The organism is Enterobacter cloacae complex sp. 342H5 (assembly GCF_050030905.1).
Taxonomy (GTDB): Bacteria; Pseudomonadota; Gammaproteobacteria; order Enterobacterales; family Enterobacteriaceae; genus Enterobacter; species Enterobacter intestinihominis.
Genome location: NZ_JBLGVB010000001.1, coordinates 2,457,261 through 2,477,110 on the forward strand (window position 1 = coordinate 2,457,261; position 19,850 = coordinate 2,477,110).

14 protein-coding genes are annotated in these 19,850 nt (G+C 55.3%); 1 reads left to right on the plus strand and 13 read right to left on the minus strand.

Annotated elements, in window-relative coordinates; translation table 11 throughout:
• Window positions 1–178: 178 nt before the first annotated feature.
• From ACQG03_RS11810 to ACQG03_RS11865, 12 genes are all read right to left on the minus strand, one after another.
• Complete coding sequence (locus ACQG03_RS11810; RefSeq protein WP_063162991.1) at window positions 179–1,138, minus strand: putative type VI secretion system effector; 960 nt, start codon at window positions 1,136–1,138, stop codon at window positions 179–181.
• On the minus strand, window positions 1,135–3,903 hold the full coding sequence (locus ACQG03_RS11815) for a T6SS effector BTH_I2691 family protein (RefSeq protein ID WP_063162990.1): 2,769 nt from the start codon (window positions 3,901–3,903) through the stop codon (window positions 1,135–1,137). Before ACQG03_RS11815 ends, ACQG03_RS11810 begins: the two co-directional genes overlap by 4 nt.
• 46 nt (window positions 3,904–3,949) lie before the next feature.
• On the minus strand, window positions 3,950–4,216 hold the full coding sequence (locus ACQG03_RS11820; RefSeq protein WP_022648278.1) for a PAAR domain-containing protein: 267 nt from the start codon (window positions 4,214–4,216) through the stop codon (window positions 3,950–3,952).
• Window positions 4,217–4,231: 15 nt separating this feature from the next.
• Window positions 4,232–6,604 (minus strand): type VI secretion system Vgr family protein, encoded by a 2,373-nt coding sequence (locus tag ACQG03_RS11825; RefSeq protein WP_063162989.1) that lies wholly within the window; start codon window positions 6,602–6,604, stop codon window positions 4,232–4,234.
• Window positions 6,601–9,246, minus strand: a complete 2,646-nt coding sequence (gene tssH / locus ACQG03_RS11830; RefSeq protein ID WP_048966780.1) for a type VI secretion system ATPase TssH — start codon at window positions 9,244–9,246, stop codon at window positions 6,601–6,603. Before tssH ends, ACQG03_RS11825 begins: the two co-directional genes overlap by 4 nt.
• A 172-nt stretch (window positions 9,247–9,418) precedes the next feature.
• Entirely contained in the window at window positions 9,419–9,910 is a 492-nt protein-coding gene (hcp, locus tag ACQG03_RS11835; protein WP_009653685.1) for a type VI secretion system effector Hcp, read from the minus strand.
• A gap of 5 nt (window positions 9,911–9,915) precedes the next feature.
• On the minus strand, window positions 9,916–11,622 hold the full coding sequence (locus tag ACQG03_RS11840) for an OmpA family protein (protein WP_063162988.1): 1,707 nt from the start codon (window positions 11,620–11,622) through the stop codon (window positions 9,916–9,918).
• A complete protein-coding gene (tssL, locus tag ACQG03_RS11845) occupies window positions 11,619–12,308 on the minus strand; it encodes a type VI secretion system protein TssL, short form (protein WP_023300235.1) in 690 nt (229 codons plus the stop codon). Before tssL ends, ACQG03_RS11840 begins: the two co-directional genes overlap by 4 nt.
• Window positions 12,305–13,645 (minus strand): type VI secretion system baseplate subunit TssK, encoded by a 1,341-nt coding sequence (tssK, locus tag ACQG03_RS11850; protein ID WP_022648283.1) that lies wholly within the window; start codon window positions 13,643–13,645, stop codon window positions 12,305–12,307. The genes tssL and tssK overlap by 4 nt, the downstream gene beginning before the upstream one ends.
• Window positions 13,646–13,660: 15 nt before the next feature.
• Complete coding sequence (tssC, locus tag ACQG03_RS11855) at window positions 13,661–15,202, minus strand: type VI secretion system contractile sheath large subunit (RefSeq protein ID WP_072202206.1); 1,542 nt, start codon at window positions 15,200–15,202, stop codon at window positions 13,661–13,663.
• Window positions 15,203–15,236: 34 nt separating this feature from the next.
• Window positions 15,237–15,728 (minus strand): type VI secretion system contractile sheath small subunit, encoded by a 492-nt coding sequence (tssB, locus tag ACQG03_RS11860; RefSeq protein WP_023300236.1) that lies wholly within the window; start codon window positions 15,726–15,728, stop codon window positions 15,237–15,239.
• A gap of 611 nt (window positions 15,729–16,339) precedes the next feature.
• On the minus strand, window positions 16,340–17,956 hold the full coding sequence (locus ACQG03_RS11865; protein WP_023300237.1) for a peptide ABC transporter substrate-binding protein: 1,617 nt from the start codon (window positions 17,954–17,956) through the stop codon (window positions 16,340–16,342).
• A 183-nt stretch (window positions 17,957–18,139) separates the two neighbouring features.
• On the opposite strand from ACQG03_RS11865, the gene mpaA reads away from it, so the two are divergent.
• Window positions 18,140–18,853, plus strand: coding sequence for a murein tripeptide amidase MpaA (gene mpaA / locus ACQG03_RS11870; protein ID WP_022648287.1), 714 nt, complete (start codon window positions 18,140–18,142; stop codon window positions 18,851–18,853).
• On the opposite strand, the gene ycjG is transcribed toward mpaA, so the two are convergent.
• Window positions 18,844–19,809, minus strand: a complete 966-nt coding sequence (gene ycjG, locus ACQG03_RS11875; RefSeq protein ID WP_063162987.1) for an L-Ala-D/L-Glu epimerase — start codon at window positions 19,807–19,809, stop codon at window positions 18,844–18,846. The genes mpaA and ycjG overlap by 10 nt on opposite strands.
• Window positions 19,810–19,850: the final 41 nt, after the last annotated feature.

A 19,850-nucleotide genomic window follows, 5' to 3' on the forward strand; every position in this document is an offset into this window, starting at 1 on the left:
TTTCAATTAATTTGTATTTATGATTTTCATAAAACATCATTATCTTATTCATATTTAGCCGCTCCCCCTCTCAGTAGCGATAACAATTTTCTCCTGAATAGGTAAATTTCAAACTTGGGCATGCTGGCTTACCTTGTTTCCTGTCGGGGGTAACCAAAATAACACTGTCTTTTTCTGTCTAGTAGTAAAACCAGCCTTCATCTGAATAAATGAATTTCCCACTGGGACAGGCAGGTTTACTTTTATCACCCGGCTCATACCACTTCCCATTATCTTTTAGTTGTTGCTCACGTTTTTTTGTTATTTTATTGAGATTGATTGTTGCAACTCTTCTCATCCCCAGCAACTGAAATATCTCCTCCGCCAGTTTGCAGCGTGTTGGCGCACAGGCTTTATATGCAAAGAATGCAATCAACCCCGAAATTACAGAGGACACCACAAAAGCCATTACCAGGAAAAGATAAAACCTCTCAAATAAAGAGACACCATTTGGATTTCCTTTTGAGATAGAGATAAATACACATACAGAAACAAAAGCCACCATCAATATGGTGATTAGAATGAACATATTTTTAATGCGCCACAGCATATGCGCAATATGCCCCATATCACATTTCGGACATACTGACACTATCCGCTCTTCCGGTAACGCAATGGCATAGACCTCATAATGGTCATGCTGCCACTCAACAATCATGTCCACATCATCGCCAGTCTGAAGCCGGGTGACACCCACCCAGCCGCGAAACGGCTGGCCATTAATCATCCCCTGCACATATTCCGCCGAATCATTCGAAGACTCGCTTTCAGCCATCATTACAGCCCCGACACCCGGGCTCCCTGCAACTATCGCTGCAGCGGCGGCAGCTCCGCGCTGGCCATCTGATATCTCCGGCAACGTGCTGGTCCGGTAGGCAACTGCATCAAAATACTCCCGAAGATATTCGCTACGGAAAGACTGCAGTTTCCCTGATATTTTCTCCAGAGGACCATAAGGCGGCAATACCGGCGGCGGCGGAAGCTCACGTGTCCACGGCCTGCCGTTCATCATCTCAATCTCTCGCTTTGTACGCAGGTCTGCTAATTTTTCTGGCTCAACAAAACGGGAGCATATCTGATGCTGCTCTTTTGAATTCATGAAATATCCTTTATCGCCCCTTCCAAGGCTTTATTCTGGTCTGCCACACTGCGGTTGAACGGTGCTGTTCCAAATACACATTTCCTGCACCATATCTGAAGCTCATCGTCCGATATCCAGGTCACAACCACCTGTAACAAAGTTATCGCTACCATCACTTCCCAGGTCATCAGTACTGCAAGTATTCGGATCCCTAAAATTTCCCAAGCCAAAAAACCTGTAATTTTCCCAGCTACTTTTTTAACTATCGGTTGACTAAACTGTTCCAGCAGAAGACCGACTGATTTTGTGACTGCCAGGACATCAACTGTTGTTTTAATAAGCAATACAGAGGAAAGTAAAAAACGATTGCTTTGCAACTCTTCGTAAGTACTTGCACCATCAGCAAACACCGAAATTAAAGACGCAGTTCCACCCGCTGCCGCCCCAACCCCCTTGACCCAGGCCACCGTAAGCTCACGCGCTTCCAGACCTTTTTCTATTGCCGGCAAAATAACCGACGTCCCCTGACTCACCATCGCCAGCCCGCTGGCCAGCAGGCTCGCCAGCGGCTTCTTCTCATCCCATACCTGTCCGCACAGGTAGATAAAATCCATCGCATTCAGCACCAGCAACAGACTGTTTATTCCCGCCAGCCGATATTCGGCCTTGCCCTTTTCTGATGCAAAGTGCTCTTCCAGCCTGCTGCTCATTCTCTGTTTAATCTCGGCGACTTCATTCCCGCTCGCCATAAAACGTCCGCTGCGCCGTATACCTGCCAGCACCGTCTGACGTAACACCGGGGCATCTTTCAGATACGCATTCACTACCGAGTGAACTTTTTCTGAAGGTATTCCCGCCCTTATCATAAATATCAGCCTGAACGCCGTGGTCGCCAGCTTCTCGCCTGCCTTATCCACCCGCAGAATTCGGCTTACCCTGTCTCCCACCGTGACGATAAACGCATCCGTGTTGAAGAGCTGTACTTCCAGTTTGCTGGCATTTTCCCTCAGCCCCTTCACGACACTGTTCATCGATTTCTGGTAATACCCCTCCAGCTTTTTCATATTGCTGACCTGCTGCATCAGGGCTGCCGTCATGGCGGTCGCCGTCAGAGGCGTCACGTCCTCGTCCTTTTTCCCTTTCACCGTCGCCAGATACGGCTCCAGCTCACTGATTAGCTGCGGGTTATTGGCCGCCACATGCCGCCACAGCAGATTCCCGCGATTTTTAGTGCTGTACTCATTCCACCAGCCGTCTATCTTTGCCGCCCCTGCCGGACAGCTGTTGATCCCGTGCATGGACATCCCCACCGCTGACTGGTAGAACAGCCCTGCCCGCTGTGCCTCGCAGTGGAAATCATCCAGCGTTGCCAGCAGTACCGGTGCACTGAGCCAGTTCACCACGCTGACGATACGCTTCTGGAAGATAGCATTAACCGAATCAACCAGGCTCGTGTAGCAGGTATCAAAGTTCGCCTGTCGGGTTGCGTTGAGCTTTTTCTGATAGGGAGCCCAGCTCCGGGCCCGGACTCCACTGAAATCCTGCGAGGGTTCAGGCAGATTTAACGCCAGTTCCTTATCGACCTGAGCCTGTATCGCGGCAACCCGTCGCTGGTGAGCAGCCAGCGGTTCGGGTGGACTCATCAGCACACTCTCCGGGTATGATGCCGTCACGTTCTGCGCATGCCAATTTCTCACTAACCTGTCATCAGCCCTGATTTGTGCCAGCACATCAGGCTTACCCTGATACCTTTTCTCAAGCGCCTGCAGACGCGAATCCAGATATTCGTCTGTCAGCATGGGACCATCAGTTCTTCGTCTCCGCATCGCGTCCTCCAGAGATTCGGCATTGCTTTCCAGCAGCGTTCTGACTGCATCGAGGTTTGTTTTGGTGGCGAACTCAAGCTCACGCTCCTGCAGGAACTGCGCCTGGCGCCCCAGCACATCCTGGCTCCAGCCGTTAAGCTCATGAACAATCCCCACCGGATCCCAGAGTGGAAGCAGCAACGGCGTCATCCCCTCACTTCGGTTTTCCATGGCCGTGACCGTCGCGGCTGCCATGCCACTGCGGTTTTTTGCCCACGGATACAGACTGGACTGCAGTTTCACCACATCATTATTGACCCGCCAGGGATCATCCACTGTCGGATCCCAGAGTGACGATGCACGGCTGATGTTTACCACTTTCGCCTCATCCGGACCAGGCAGAAGACCAGAAACAGAAGGCACCTGATAGTCCAGTACCTGATTCAGGCTTACCCCGTTAACGTCGGTCCCTGTTTTTGTGCGCTGAGCTCCCGCCACCGAAGGCATCACTTTCTGCATTCTCTCACTGCGCTCTTCTGGCCTGATGCGATACCGATCGAGCGTTTCCTGCTCCCACGGATACTGACTGAACGCAAACCACACATTGCCGCACTTATCCGGGGATTCAATGCTCATGAACTCGACGTTTTGCGCGATATGCTCGCCCGTTTCGCACAGCGCTTTATCCACCGGTACAGGATTAGACGCCACCTGTTGCAGCCACAGTGAGCCGTCTGGCGCAACGCTGTAGCACTGCCAGTAATTGATGCCATGTTTTCCTTTTTCATAAAAAACGTAAAGGTAGCCCTGGCGAAGCGCGCGGAGTGTGTACTTTTCATTACTGGCGAGCGTTACCCCTGTGATGTGCGGATCATTCGCCCATCCCGGTAAACTGGCATTAATATTTTCTGGCACAACAGCATAGCGCACGGGCAGTACTGTCAGGCCTTTCGTTGTGCATAACCCCTGGCATGCCATATTCACATCCTTTTTTTAATTAAGCCTGTAAATAAAAAATTCTTATTTAGCCAGTGAAAAAATTAGAGCCTGCGATCACTTTATGGCCGGGACATAGACAAAGCACACGGTCCTGATCCTGTACCAGAAGTATGCCATTACTGACGATACCAATTGCAGTGGCCAGGATGGGAAATGTTCCCTTACAGACAGTACAGATGGCTTTGTCATTATTTTGTGCCACCTGTTTTCCATCACTAAAATAATTCGCAGTTGCAGAAATTATTTTCCCATTACTCGTCCTGTCACCTAAAACGGCTAATTTTGTAGTCATCTTTTTCCTCAAGTATTAGCTAAGCATCACCACAGCCCCTTGCTGTTGGGCTGCAGAAATTACCCCAGGTTTGCAGCCAGAAGGTAGCGAAAGCGTTGAATTTAACGTCGCCGCAGACTGCTGTTGAACCGCAATACATTTCAACGTGACGTTTTTGCCAGTACCAACTTCAACCCCCGCATCACTTAACCGTATAAATGTCCCCCCACAAACCAAAAGGATTTCTTTTTTGGCTGATATGACAACGCTGTTGTCTGAACTGGCGACCGAAAGCTTTTCTTTAGCAAATAAATTCAGCGCGTCCGACTGTGCCTGAATATCTACTTTGCCCTCCGAGGCATACATTTTTATTCCCAGTTTGTGTGCAAATAAGCTCAGAATATCGCCCACCGCCAGAGTTAATTTTTTGGCAATGCTAATGTCTGCATGTTGACCAGCAGTAACAATTAGATTTTCCCCCGCCGAAACTTGTACGCTCGCGGGGGTGACCTGCGCAATTCCTGAAGGGGCAGACAGAAGTAATGCTTGCTGCTTAAGATCGCTAAGCGTCTGATTCATTAATGTTGTTTGTTTCTCAAGATCGGCTAATTCCGCCTGGGCTGCTTGAGCAGCGTGACGTAATCCAGAAGTCACCTCTCTGGCAGCGTCAAGTTCTTTGAGCGCAGCTTGCATTTCACGCTGCAGTCCTTGCGCTTTCGCCTGCCCGTCCGCCGAGATGAATAGTCCTTTCTGCGCCCGGATGGCACCCCAGCTGTCGGTTCTGAGTTCAAAACCCTCCCCCCGCTGTTGTTTTTCGCTGTCGACCAGATGGCCGAGGTTCAGTTGGCTCTTGCCGCCGTACTCCGTGCTGACCTTGATGTGCTCTTTCCCGCGCTCGTCGTCGAGGCGGATTTTGTTGTTCGCCGGGGTGCGCAGGACGTTACGTTTGTAGTTCCGGATGGTGACGTGGTCGCCGTGCGCCGAGTCGTGCAGCACACCGGCAATGTACGGCCGGTCCGGGTTGCCGTCTTCAAAGCCAATCGCCACTTCGGTGCCCGCCAGAAGCGGCAGGTGCAGGCCGTAGGTGTCCCCCGCATACGGGCGGGACTGACGGACCCACAGGCTCTCGAACCCGGTCTCCCAGTTCTCACGGTCAAACAGCATGTTAACGCGGTAGCGGCCGTCCTTGTCGATATGCCCGTAGGTGTCATTTTCGGTGGTGCTGGTGACGCGTGCCGGTAAGGTACCGGCCATTACCGGGCGGCTGCCGGGTTCCGGGCGAAAGCAAAAATCCGCGCTGTCCGGGATGCCGTCAAACCTGACGCAAAAGTCTGCATCACGCCGGGCATGGCTGTGCATCGCCGTGACCACCACGCCCTGGGTAAACACCTCCGCCACTTCGTACCCGCCGGTGACTTTCAGCCGCATACCCGGTGAAAGGGCCGGGCAGCTGGTGAAGGCAACGGTCTGCGTCTGGCCATTCAGGTAGCGCTCATGACGGATGCGGGCGTAAAACGCCCCGGACTCCGCTGCCGGGTTGCGGTCATACGCGCTGCCCGGCGTCAGGTAGTTATCCGCCCAGTGGTAGGCATCACCGTACGTGGTGACATCCCCGCCGGTCGCGTCAACCCGGTTGTTCATGTCCTCCGTGGCCTGACGGTAGTTGTAGTCCCGGGTGCTGACCTGCTTCTGCACCACATTGTGATGGCATTCCATTCCCCAGACTGAATCCACGCCTTTTGAATGCTGGCCCGATGGCGGTACAGACGGCAGCGTCAGGCCTTTCTCATACCCCTGCTGGCTGTCATAAAACTCCACCACGTCAATGCTGAGGCGCGTGTCGGTGGTGAAGCGGAACCATATACCGACCTCACCCAGCAGGCGGGTGATAAAGTGCAGGTCGTCCTCAGCGTACTGCATCACCTGCTCACGGCGTGGATACTCTTTACTCAGTGAGAACAGGAAGTCCTGGCCGCGCATGCCGTGACGTTCGCGCAGGATTTTTTCCACGATTTGCGGAACCGACATGTCCTGGTAAATCGCGTTCTGGTGCGAGCGGTCGAGCAGCGCCAGACGCGGCTCAAGCGTCAGGGCGTAGCGGGTTTCATCTTTTGACGTGCTGAGGCGTTCAAAACCGGTCACCACGCCCTGAATCACCCGCACCGGCTGCTGTATTTTGATACCGTAACCCTGGTCTACCGGGGCCTGAAGCGTCAGGGAAGCCGCTTTCATCAGCATCATCTCTTTGCTGATGGCATGATCCGCGCTGGTGAATTCAGTACGGTAGCTGAACGGTGTGCTCAGGGCTTCATCGCCCTCAAAAGCCAGCACATCAAGCCCTGCATCGCAGCCCTTCACCGAAAGCAGGTGATGGCTGTGGCTGAATCGTAAGGGAAGATTACTGCTCATGCATGCTCACCTTCTGTCCGGTCAAACTCGAGCACTATGCCCTCTTCCTCATCCCAGCCAAGCGTCAGGGTATGCGGCTTCCTTCCCGCCGCCATCTGGCTCAGCAGCTGCTGGCTCAGGACCGGCAGAATCTGCTGGTTCAGCAGGCTGTCGATATTGCGCGCCCCGGTGTCCGGCAGCAGGCAGGCATCGGTCAGCGCATCAGACAGGCTGTCTGCTATAGCGGTTTTCATGCCGTAATGCCGGGCCAGGCGCTGACTCACCTGGCCGAGCTTCATGCCGACAATCGTACGCATCGCTGCCTGTGCCAGCTGACGGTAAATCACCGTCTGGAAGCGCGCCAGCAGCGCGGGCTGGAAGTGGTCCCGCAAGACAGGACGCAGCAGTTCATGCAGGTCGCCTTCGGTGGCGACCGGATTTTCATCCAGCATCTGCATGATAAGGTCGCTGCCAAGGTTCGAGGTCATCAGTATCACCGTGTTGCGGAAGTCGATTTCCCGCCCCTCGCCGTCGCGCATGAAGCCCCGGTCAAACACCTGGTAGAACAGGTTCATCACGTCCCGGTGCGCCTTTTCCACTTCATCCAGCAGCACCACGCTGTACGGGCGCTTACGGACAGCTTCGGTCAGAATGCCGCCCTGACCGTAACCCACGTAGCCCGGAGGTGAGCCCTTGAGCTGCGAGACGGTGTGTGGCTCCTGGTATTCCGAGAGGTTGATGGTGATAAGGGACTTCTCGCCGCCGAACAGTTCATCGGCCAGCGCCAGGGCGGTTTCGGTTTTGCCGGTGCCGCTCGGACCAACCAGCAGGAACACGCCCTGCGGGCCGTTCTCCGGCGCCAGACCGGTTTTGCTGGCGCGCAGGCGCTGCGCAATGGCATTCAGCGCACTGTCCTGACCGACAACGCGTTTCGCCAGACTGTGCTCAAGGCTCAGCAGTTCCGTCTGCTCGTCCTTCATCAGGGAAGAGAGCGGTACGCCCGTCCAGTCGGCGATAACGGTGGCGACGGTACGCGCGTCCACATCCAGCCCCAGCAGCGGGGTATTCTGCTGCACGGCAGTAAGCTGCCTCTGAAGGTCCGCAATCTCTCCCTGACGGGAGATATCCGTGCGGCAGGCAAGCAGTTCTTCCGTGAGTTTCAGCTCCTGGCCGTACCGGGTTTCCCGTTCGTCGAGCTGCAAAATGATGGCGACTTCTTCCTCTCCGATGGCGGCCAGACGTTCGCCGTGGGCGGTATTGCCCACCGCGATATCCTCCAGCAGCGCCTGCTTCTCCATAGCAAGGGCCGTGAGCTGCGCCTTCATGCGGGTCAGCGGCTCCGGAATAGTGTCGAGGCTCATACGGATACGGGCAGAGGCGGTATCCAGCAAATCCACCGCCTTGTCCGGAAGCTGGCGTCCGGTCAGATAGCGTCTGGAGAGCGTGACGGCGGCTTTAACCGCTTCATCGGTAATATGCACGCCATGATGCTCCGCGTAGCGTGACTTGAGACCGCGCAGCATCAGGCAGGCGGTGTCGTCGTCCGGTTCGTCCACCTTCACCATCTGGAAACGACGCTCCAGCGCGGCGTCGCGCTCAAAGTACTGTTTGTACTCACTCCAGGTGGTGGCGGCGATGGTTCTGAGCTCACCGCGGGCGAGCGCCGGTTTCAGCAGGTTGGCCGCATCGGCGCCCCCCGCCTGGTTGCCCGCACCGATAATGGTGTGCGCCTCGTCAATGAAGAGCAGAACTGGCAGGGGTGACTGCTGCACCGCGTCGATGATGTTTTTCAGGCGCTGTTCAAACTCACCCTTCACGCCTGCACCCGCCTGTAACAGGCCGAGGTCAAGGGTGCGCACGGAGACCGGCTTCAGCGCGTCCGGCACATTGCCTTCGGCGATGCGCAGCGCCAGTCCTTCCACGAGCGCGGTCTTGCCGACTCCCGGTTCGCCGACCAGAATCGGGTTGTTCTTGCGGCGCCGGGAAAGAATGTCCACCATCTGGCGGATTTCATTGTCGCGGCCATAGACCGGGTCGATTCTGCCCTCACGGGCGCGGGCGGTGACGTCGAGGGTGAACCTGTCCAGCGCATTCTGTAACGCCGGGTTCAGCTCTCCTTTTATATCCGCATTCACCGGACGGCCGACAAACTCCACCTCATCGCCCTGCGTAAGCTCCGCTTCCTGCTGCACCTCCGGGCGTTCATCCGACTGCGCATCCAGAAGCCCCCGCAGGCGCTCAAGCTGGCTCTGCGCCAGCGTCAGCAGCGGCCACAGGCCGTCGCAGCGCACCAGGTCCGGTTTGTCCACCAGGGCCATCAGGAGGTGAATGCTGCGGATGTGCTCTTCCCCCGCCAGCGAGGCGTGCAGCCAGGCCTCCTGCATCAGAGCCCGGACACTGTCCGACAGCTGCGGACGGCTGCGCACCGAACGTGGCAGGCTGTCCAGAAAACCCAGCATATCCTGCCATATCGTATCCATATCCCATTCGTAGCGCCGCGCCAGCACCGTCAGGTCGCCCTCACCCTGCTCCAGCAGCTTCAGCAACCAGTGCTCGGGCAGGATTTCCGCATGGGCGCGGGTCTGGCACAGGGAAGCGGCCCCTTCCATCGCGCGGGCACAGTAAGGGTTAAGACGGCGTAACAGGATGGCTGGATTTTCCATGAGACTCTCTCTTTATCAGTTCCGGACACGCTACCGCCCGTCGCTGTTCCCTGTTATTCAGGAACCCAAAGCGCATCAGGTCGGGCAGGCAGATTGTGTTTTTCTTTGCACAGCATCCGTGCATACAGACGCTGTGCAAAAAACTGCGGACAGGGCCCTGTCCGCATGCGACTTACGCGGTGGCGCGTTCGTTCCAGGAATCGGAATGAATGATGTTGCCGTCCTTGTAGGTCCAGGTGATTTTTTCGTAGCGCAGTTCAATCTGCTCGAGGTGGTTGTGCTTCTCGAACGCCGGATCCTTGATGTCGTGCATCTTCGGATTCACTTTCACCAGCTTCACGTTCTCAAGCTTCGTGTTGAAGTACTCCACTTCCTGGCCCGCGTCATTGATTCTGTACCACTTAAATTCCGCAGATTTCAGGGTCTGGCCGGTGGTCACCGCCTTGTACAGGTACGGGCTGGAGGAGTCGATTTCCTTGGTGAACAGGAACGGGGTGTGGATACGGGTACCGGTCAGCTTGCCGGTATTATTGTCGGTCGGGATGTACAGGTTGTGCTCCTGGGCCACCACCTCGATGCTGCCTTCACGATCCTGAACGTCCACAGACCCTTTGATGTCCGCGCCGCCGTCGTCCTTCAGCCACAGATAGACTGGTATTGCCATGTTAATTACTCCGTTAAGTTGTTATCAGCGCCATCATCCTGCGATGACGCGGGGGTGTTGCCCGGCAGCTGGCAGGCGTTCGCCTGCGGCACCAGACTGATTTCGACACGGCGGTTCAGCGCCCGGCCTTCCGCCGTGTCGTTGGTGGCGACAGGTCGGCTTTCACCGTAGCCCTGCACCGCAAAACAGCTCTCCGGCACATCGCCGGTATCGCGCATCCAGTCGCGCACGGACTCCGCACGCTTCAGCGACAGGACCTGGTTGGACTGGTCATCCCCGGTGCTATCGGTATGGCCCGCCACTACAATCAGCCAGCCGGGCTTCGCCTTAATGCCCACCAGTGAGTTCACCAGCAGCTTTGTTGAGGCGGGTTTCAGCGCCCACTTTCCGGTATCGAACAGCGACATGCTGTCGAGGCGGATGATTTTCGGCGCGACCTTTTCCACAGGCTTTGGTGGAGGAGGTGGTGGCACATATGAGCGGATCGCTTCCAGCACCGGTATTCGCAGACGTTCCCCCCGATAAAGCCCCAGACCCAGCCGGGCCGGTACACCATTGCGTGCATGCTCATCCAGCAGCGCCGCATCCTCGCGCAGCACCTGTACGGCGCTGGCTTTAGGACCGTAATCATCCATGGCGATGCTGTTGTAACGGACAATATCGAAGCTAACGCGTTGCAGCAGCTGACGGTTGTTCCAGCCACTGCTGAGCAGTGCAGCAATGGTCGCCAGCGTGACGATTCCGAGCGCACCGCGCCAGGTTCGTCCATGCGGTGTCAGGCCTCGTCCTTCTGGCAGTAAAGGGAGGACAAAATTCGGGAACAGGGAAATAACCGTACTGTCCGTTCCCGCCGGCTGCCAGCCAGACACCTGCTGCATCGCAGTATGGCGGGACAACCACGCTGTCCAGACAGAGGTGGCCATGCTTCCGGCCAGGATCGGGCCCAATCCCCACAGAACCGCCACAGGTTCAATGACAGGAATATCGGGGTTTTCATCCATAAGGACAGCGTGGACGTGCTGTTGGAACCAGCTCATCAGGCTGTTCATAAGCACCTGTTGATGCATCGCAGGCGTTCCGCCAGTATTAACCCATTCAGCAACTGAGCCAGGCGCTGAAGTCCCACTCCAGACCTTTACCCCTTCCCCCAGGATCGCCGTCTGCCAGAGCATGTCATTCATCATCGCACTGCCGACCTGTCCATTCAGAACCAGTGGCACAGAATGGCCGGTTGCTTTACGCAACCGACTAATCTGCCAGCGCAGGGCAAGCAAACGACTGGTAAGGCGTTCACTGTCAGGGTGCTGCTGCGGACAAACACTGACCATCACTGACAGCTGACGTCCCCAGTCGGGGCGCAACCACAGTACCTGACGGGCGGCCTGCTCCAGTTCCAGATGATCCTCCACACGGATCCAGCAGCCCTGCGTGACAGTAAGTACCGGTGACTGATGCGGCCAGGCAAGCGGCAGATCGCCACAGACCAGTACCACGGGCTGGCAATAACTGGTTTCAGGCAGGTCCTCCAGACACAGGGTGAAATCGTGCTGCACGCGACGGCAGGCGACAGCCCAGAACGCCATGATTAGCCCCAGTACCGCCAGCAGGACGAGAACGGAAACCAGCCGGGATGCTGGCAGAAACCACAGGCAGACCACTGCACTCAGCAGGGCAGCCCAGAGCGCAAGCCCGCGCTGTTGTGCAGTGCTCATTTCACGGCTCCCGGCAGCAGGGTAAGCAGTGTCTGATCCAGCCAGCAATCCAGTCCCCACCATAATGCGGTGACCACCACCACACTCAGGCCAATGCGCATGGGCCATGATGCAAGCCAACCCCCTATCCCCCGTCCGGCATGGCTTTCCGCCAGAACGGGATGGGGTTGTGAATAGCTGAACGGCGCAACATGTTCATTAAGTGCATTCATGAGTTTCTGCCGCTCAGGATCGTTCAGGGAGCGGAAGTTGCCGAGGAACCCGAGCATCATGACCCGCTGGAAGCAGGTCACGACAGCGTGGTCAGGAGCCGGTTCACGCAGCACATCGCGCATCCGATCGCACAGCGTGTCACCGGCGTCCATGGTGCCAAGGAAGTGCCCCTGCAGGGGAATGTCATACCACTGCACGCAGGCATCATCCTCCACACCGCGACTCTTAACCGCCTCATCCAGCAGCGCACATTGTGCGGTGAGAATATGCCGGCAGCTGGCTTCATCAAGTTCGCCCGCTTTCAACTCACGCTGCACACGTTCGACATCAGCAATGCAACGCTCCCACAGCGTGCGCCCTTCTCCATCCTGAAATTTCGGACCGTGACGCAGGCTGATCACCTGCAGCCAGGTATCCTGCAGCAGGGCATCAATATCAATGGCCGCGGCAGCGCCGCGTTTACGCTCACTCATGTTCTCAGCACCGCAAAGAGTTCGAGTTCAGGCTCGCCGAGCATGCCCGGAACGTAAAACATGCAGGTGCCGCCCTGGAGCATTTCAGTGGCCTGAGGATGAGAGACATCAAGACTGAAATACTGATTTTCCAGACGTAACGGAATGGCTGCCGGCACATGGCGCAGCGGGGTCAGCGGCACGCCCACCCGCGATGAATTGACGATACTTCTGACATGATCGGGGCTGCCAACCTTGCACTGGCGCGGGAACTGCTCCTGCAGCTGAGCTACCGGCACCATTGAACGCACGGAGAGGTAGTAATCCGCCCCTTCACGCAGACGCGGATCATGCAGACGGGCCTGCCAGAAGTGCAGCCGGGCATCGTGCTCAAGCTCAATCGCCACCACCCGCGATGGCAGACTGGCTTCCAGAAGGTCCCCCAGTAAATCAAACAGCGGCGGAAATACGTTATTCAGTTGCTCGTGCTGCCAGACCGGGATCGCACTCACCTGGTGCTCCAGCGAGAAGGTCAGCAGGCTGCCCGCCAGGCGGGCCAGCTCCGGATACAGGCGTTCAGGCGGACTTTGCGGATGGCGCTGAAACTGCCCCAGCACGGGCTCAGCGCTGTTGAGGGCATTCAGCAACCAGAACAGCGACACGTCGGCCACGGCAAAGTCTGCCATGCGCTCATTACTTTCCCGTCGCATGGCCATCAGTCGGCTCAGGCGTACACGTAGCTGGATCATCAGCTGTTCGAGCTGGGTTAACAGCCAGCGGCTGCCCTCGATGGCCAGGAGCGGGGGGAGAAACGTCTCATCAGGCTGCCACGCCCCCTGCAGATCCTGCTGCAGGCGGGCAACCGGACAGGTCAGGTAATCGCTGTTGTTCTGATGTGCAAACCGCAGCGTCAGCTCAGGACGCATTACCGCAATCTGGCGGGTATCGTCCCCGAAGGTATTGCGGATATCCTGCCAACGCTGGCGATAGCGAACAGGACGCCCGGCTACCTCATCGGGCTTAAGACAGTTGCCACCATTCGCGCGCAGCAGCGGAAGCGCGAGCATCACTACCACCTCATTTGATTCACTCTCCAGCGCGAGAACCGGTGGCAGATCGTCAGCATTATCCGTGTCGATAAGCGTCCCGTCGGGGAAACGGATGTGCAGATGGCGGGCCTGCAGGCGGCCCAGTTTCAGTGCATCCGGTTCGAAAGTGGCTTCAATCACTCCCCAGGGATGGGAGAGGCCTAACCGGGCGATGCATTCCGCAGACCAGGCCGCATACGCGGCCTGTTGCTGGAAGTGCTGGGGAGAGACCATCTGGCCCCTGCCCCATAACGGTTGTTCCGTTTTCATGCTTCCTGCCTTACGTTACGCTTTCGCTTTCGGCATCTGGCTCACCAGAGACAGATTCACATCCATGCCTTCCACCTGGAAGTGCGGCACCGCAAACAGCTTCACGCGGAAGAAGCCCGGGTTGTCTTCGATATCTTCCACCACCACCTTCGCGTCACGCAGCGGATGAGAAGCCTGCAACTCATCGCCCGGATCGGTCATTTCCGTCACCAGACTACGCACCCAGGTATTCAGCTCCAGCTCCAGCAGACGGCGGTCCTTGGTGGTGCCGATGTTCTCGCGCTGGATGAGCTTCAGATAGTGCGCAATACGCGACAGCAGGAAGATGTATGGCAGACGGGCGTTGATGCGGCTGTTGGCCGTGGCATCTGCGGTGTCGTACAGCGCCGGTTTCTGCGCGGAGTTCGCCGAGAAGAAGCAGGCATAGTCGCGGTTTTTGTAATACGAGAGCGGAATAAAGCCGAGGTTGGCAAACTCAAACTCGCGGGTCTCCGGGATCATCACCTCAGACGGGATTTTCACCTGGTTGCCGGTACCCAAATCGTACAGATGAATAGGCAGATCTTTCACCGCCCCGCCCGCCTGCGGGCCACGGATCTGCACGCACCAGCCGTTATTGATGAAGCTCTTCACCATGTTTGACGCGAAGGAGAACGACGCGCTGGTCCACAGGTATTTCTCGTGATCCGGGCCTTTCACCTGCTCAACGTAGTTAAAGCTGCGCACCGGTACGGTGTCCGGGCCATACGGCAGACGCCCCAGCACGCGCGGCATCACGAGACCGATGTAGCGGGCGTCGTCAGTATCGCGGAAGGATTTCCACTTGATGTATTCAGCGCGGTCGAAGTAGTTGCCGATATCCTTAATCGCAGCAACCTCTTCCATAGAGTCTTTCAGGAAGAATTTCGGGCCGACAGAGCCAATAAACGGCATGTGTGCGGCGGCAGACACTTTCGAGATATTGCGCAGCAGCGCCACATCCTGCGGACTGGCGTCAAATTCATAGGATGAAATCACGGAACCAATCGGCTCGCCGCCCGGGGTGTCGTATTCGGCGGTATAGGTGTGCCAGTAGAGGCCGCTCTGGATCAGTTCCGGTGCATCCTCAAAATCCTGGCGCAGGTCGTCCTTGGAGACGTCCAGAATCTCGGTTTTCACATTCTGGCGGTAGTCGGTGTTGTCCACCAGCTGCTTCAGGCCGCGCCAGAGGGATTCCACTTTCTGGAACGCCTGGTGATGCATTACGGCATCCAGCTGACGGCTAATCTGGAAATCCAGTTCGGCGATATGGTGGTCAATCAGCGTTTTGTCGAGCTTCTCCACGGGCTGACCGGATTTGCGGATGCAGTCCATAAACACCTGCATCGCCGCCGTCAGGCGTTCACCCGCCGGCGCGTCAGAAAGCGCGGCATCATCCAGAAACGCATTGATATCACCCAGGCTCGAGGCCGGAGTCAGGTTGATTTTTTCAAACAGGGAGGCGTAAACGCCCTCTTTTTCCAGTACGATGGTCTGCCCCTGCGCGGAGGCGGTTTCACTATTCACAGACATCAGCATATTCCCGGTTAATCCATTAAATTACACATGCCGCTTATTTCGGGGCCAGTGCACTCATTTCGTCGCGTAATTCCTGAGACAGCGCCGGGTCCTTAAGAATTTTCTCGAGTTCTTTTCTGAAAGTGGCGTTATCAAGAAGATTGGATTTGAGGTCGCGTAATAAATTACGCATGGCCAGCATGGCGCGGAGCTGGGGGATCTGGCGGGCAACCTGTTCAGGTTCGAAATCCTTAATATCGGAGAAATTCAGTTTTATACTTTCCTCCGAACCATCGACAGCCATGGTGTTAGGCACCGTCAGATTAACCTCCGGGTTAAATTCCGAAAGTACGCTATTAAAGTTATTTTTGTTGACGTTGATTTTCTTCCTTTCGGACAATGGACGATTCTCTTTTCCATTACTGAAATCACCGACAGTGAGAAGTTTAAGCGGCAGTTCAACTTTCTTCTGCGCGCCGCCTGTATGCAGCGCCAGTTTTAAATTTATGCGTGCCTTGGGCACCTCATTCTGAAATGAATCGGCCATAGCAGTCCCTTTCTTTGCAAGAAATACGAGTTAAGTGAGTGACGGGTCTTTACAGAACCATATTAGAGCAAAAGCCCATTCATGATCAACTTTTCAGATCAAAGATCTGCATATGGATTTTTCTTAAGAATTTTCCACTAATCACTAGTATTTATAAATTCCAGATATAAGTGGCACGCAGAAAGTATTAACCATTTATTCACAATAGATTAGCAGGAACGTCTGCCTTGATAGAGAATATTGAATTCATTGCCACCTGTCGTTGAATAATTGATTTATATCAATGCTGATCTAAGCATCAGCTGCAAAATCGCAGAGACATATCATCTTATTCAATAAACCTCCTGAATATGGAAAAATCCTATATCGGACAAAAGTCAGGTTTTAAATAGCAGGAATTAAGCTATTACATGGAGGATGTATAAATGCTTGCACGCTTTTCAATAAACTGGAAAAGAGATGTCGTTCGAAGCATTCATCAAAAGAATAAATGATTTTTTATGAAAGGAATTTTGATAATAACTAGCCTGTAGGTACCATGAACCGTGTGTTCAGGCGCTTAAGCGATGTATAGCTATTTGCCAAAACCACTTAAGCGCCTTTCCTGTTTTTTAATGCTTTTCAATATACATTGTACGACTGTACGCAACATCCTCTGGGTTATTTATCGGATACCCTTTAACCCAGGGCTTAATGAGGCGGCCATTGGTGTATTGATAAATAGGGGCTATCGGCGCTTTCTCGGCGAGGATCTTCTCGGCCATGTTGTAGTCTGCATTACGCGCTTTTTCAGTGGTTTCGAGCGTCGCCTGATGAATAATCTTATCGTAAGCAGGGTCGTTGAACCGTGAGATGTTGCCGGTGTGAGAGGACGTCAGCAGCGACAGGAATGTCGACGGCTCATTGTAATCCCCTACCCACGACGCACGGATCACGTCGAAATTCCCGGTATTGCGGCTGTCGATGTAGGTCTTCCATTCCTGATTCTGCAACTTAACGTCAACACCCAGATTTTTCTTCCACATAGATGCGACGGCAATGGCGATTTTCTGGTGGTTTTCAGACGTGTTGTACAGCAGCGTTAATTTCAGCGGGCGCTGGGGACCATAGCCTGCCGCCTGTAATAACGTTTTCGCCTGAGCATTTAGCTCCTGCTGCGACATCTGCTCAAATGGCGAGATTTCCGGTGTAAAACCGGCAGTGACATCGGGAGTGAAATGCCAGGCCGGTTTCTCACCGGTTCCCAGGACTTTTTCAGCCATAATACGTCTGTCGATAGTCATGCTGAGCGCCAGACGTACGCGGGCATCCGCAGTTGGGCCTTTTTGTGTGTTAAACGCGTAGTAATAGGTCCCAAGCTGTGGCGGTGTATAAACCTGTCCCGGAATATCTTTAAGCAGCTTCTGGTACATGTTTTTCGGAAACGATTCTGTAATATCGATATCGCCCGCCAGGTAGCGTTTGGTCGCTGAGGACTCCTGGTTGATTGGCACAAAGGTGACTTTTTTAAGCACCGTGTTGGCGTTATCCCAGTAGTGAGTATTCGGCTCAACCACCAGTTTTTCATTCACCACGCGATCTTTCAGCACATACGCACCGTTGCCGATGAGCGCGCCAGGGCGCGTCCATTCTTTACCGCTTTCCACGTTTGCCTTTTGAACAGGATAGAACGCAAAGCTAGCCGTGAGGTTGCTGAACCATGGCAGCGGTTTATCCAGCTGCACGCGCAGCGTTTTAGCATCGACTGCCGTCACGCCGAGCGTTTCCGGTGCAGCTTTACCATCGATAATGGCCTGCGCATTATTAATACCCGCCAGCGCTGCAAACCAGGCGAAAGGTGACGTAGTTTTAGGATCAACCAGACGACGCCAGCTGTAGACAAAATCTTGTGCCGTCACCGGGGTACCGTCAGACCACTTCGCGTTATCCCGCAACGTAAACGTCCAGACACGGTTATCGTTGCTCTGCCAGCGCGTCGCCACGCCGGGAACCAGCTCCCCTTTTTCGTTCTGATTCACCAGCCCTTCATAAAGGTCGCGGATCACCTGTATCTCGGGTAAACCCACCGCTTTTGCCGGATCGAGCGAGGCGGGTTCATCTTTAATGTGTCGAACCAGCTCCTGCTTTTGCGCCAGCACCGTTCCCCTGGGAACCTCCGCGGCATATGAAAGTGAAGAAAACCCGCACAGCCACAGCGCAGTACAAAGAAGCGAAACAGGATGCTTCATACGATCCCCTTAATGATGTCAGGTAACAGGCAGATGCGTAATTATTTGTTTCGAAACGGAGAAATGCAAATGCTTCCTCAGGAAAGTTGATGTCAGGCAATTTTACACACAGACGGAAACTATTTGATTAAGCGCGGGTTTTGCACAACACTGCCAGAAGCGACTTCATCATCAGGGTTTATTATGGCAACCACCCGACCAAGAACGGAACGCGGCGCCTTCCCGCCCGGGACTGAACATTATGGCCGCTCATTTTTAGGCGCTCCACTGATCTGGTTTCCGGCTCCCGAGCCCGATCGCACTAGCGGCTTAATCATTGCGGGCACACATGGCGATGAAAACTCGTCCATCGTGACGCTTTCGTGCGCGCTACGTACGCTGGCCCCCGATTTACGACGACATCATGTGATTTTGACCGTCAACCCGGACGGATGCCAGCTTGGATTACGGGCGAATGCACGAGGCGTTGACCTTAACAGGAACTTTCCGGCAGCAAACTGGCGTGCCGGTGAAACGGTGTATCGCTGGAACAGTTCGGCGCAGGAACGAGATGTGGTCCTGCTTACGGGAGAAAAACCGGGTTCCGAGCCCGAAACCCAGGCGCTGTGTCAGCTTATTCATAAGATCCACCCGGCCTGGGTTGTCTCTTTCCACGATCCCCTCGCCTGTATTGAAGATCCTCGTCATACGGCGCTCGGGCAGTGGCTGGCGGATGCGTTTGCTCTACCTCTGGTAACCAGCGTCGGGTATGAAACGCCCGGGTCGTTTGGCAGCTGGTGCGCGGACCTCAGTCTTCACTGTATCACCGCAGAGTTTCCGCCTATTTCCTCGGATGAAGCGAGTGAAAAATACCTCAGAGCGATGACAGATCTTCTGCGCTGGCAGCCTCAAAGATGAAGTACGCCGGAGGTAAAACTCAGGGCGGGTGAAACGTCAACCGCCAGCCAGGTTGGGCCATCCAGATCGGCAAAACGCACGCTGTTCACCAGCGGGAGTGCAGCACCGATCGCTCTGGACGTACACAACATACAGCCCAGCATCAGGGAAAAGCCTTGCGCCTGGGCATCTTGTGCCAGTGCCAGGGCCTCGGTTAACCCACCCGTTTTATCCAGCTTGATGTTCACCATCTCGTAGCGGCCCTTGAGGGCTGACAGGCTCTCACGGGTATGACAGCTTTCGTCTGCACAGACGGGAAGCGGATGAATAAAATTCGCCAGCGCGGCATCGTCTTCTGCCGGGAGGGGCTGCTCCAGCATGGCAACGCCCAGATCGGCAAGCAGCTGACAACGGGCTGCCAGCCCTTCGCTGTGCCATGATTCGTTCGCATCGACGATAAGGGTGGCATCAGGTACCGCCGCACGAATGGCGACCATGCGTTCGCTAATCAGACGATCGTCGAGCTTCACCTTTAATAAGGTTGCACCGGTTGCATATAGCGCCTGGGCGCTGGCCGCCATTTGCTCTGGTTCACCGATGACCACCGTTTGCGCGGTGACGATCGATTGCGGCAGCGTAACGTCCAGCAGCGAAGGTAGCGGTTTTTGTTGTTTCGCCGCTTCCAGACTCCAGAGTGCGCAGTCAATCGCGTTACGTGCCGCTCCGGCCGGCAACCTCTGCTGAAGAGCCTCACGCGTCAGGCCCGCCTGCAACTCGGGCACCGCCGTCATAATTTGCGCCATGACTGACGCCAGGCTTTCTCCGTAGCGAGGATAAGGGGTACATTCCCCGACGCCTTTTACGCCGTCCTCTTCACATTCAACCACGACCACGCAGGCCTCATTACGGCTGCCGCGCGAGATCACAAACGGGGTGTGCAATGGCCAGGCTTCTTCATAGACCTTAACGCTTCTCATCACTGACTCCTTGCAGGCCGGAAAGGCAGAAAATTGGTTTG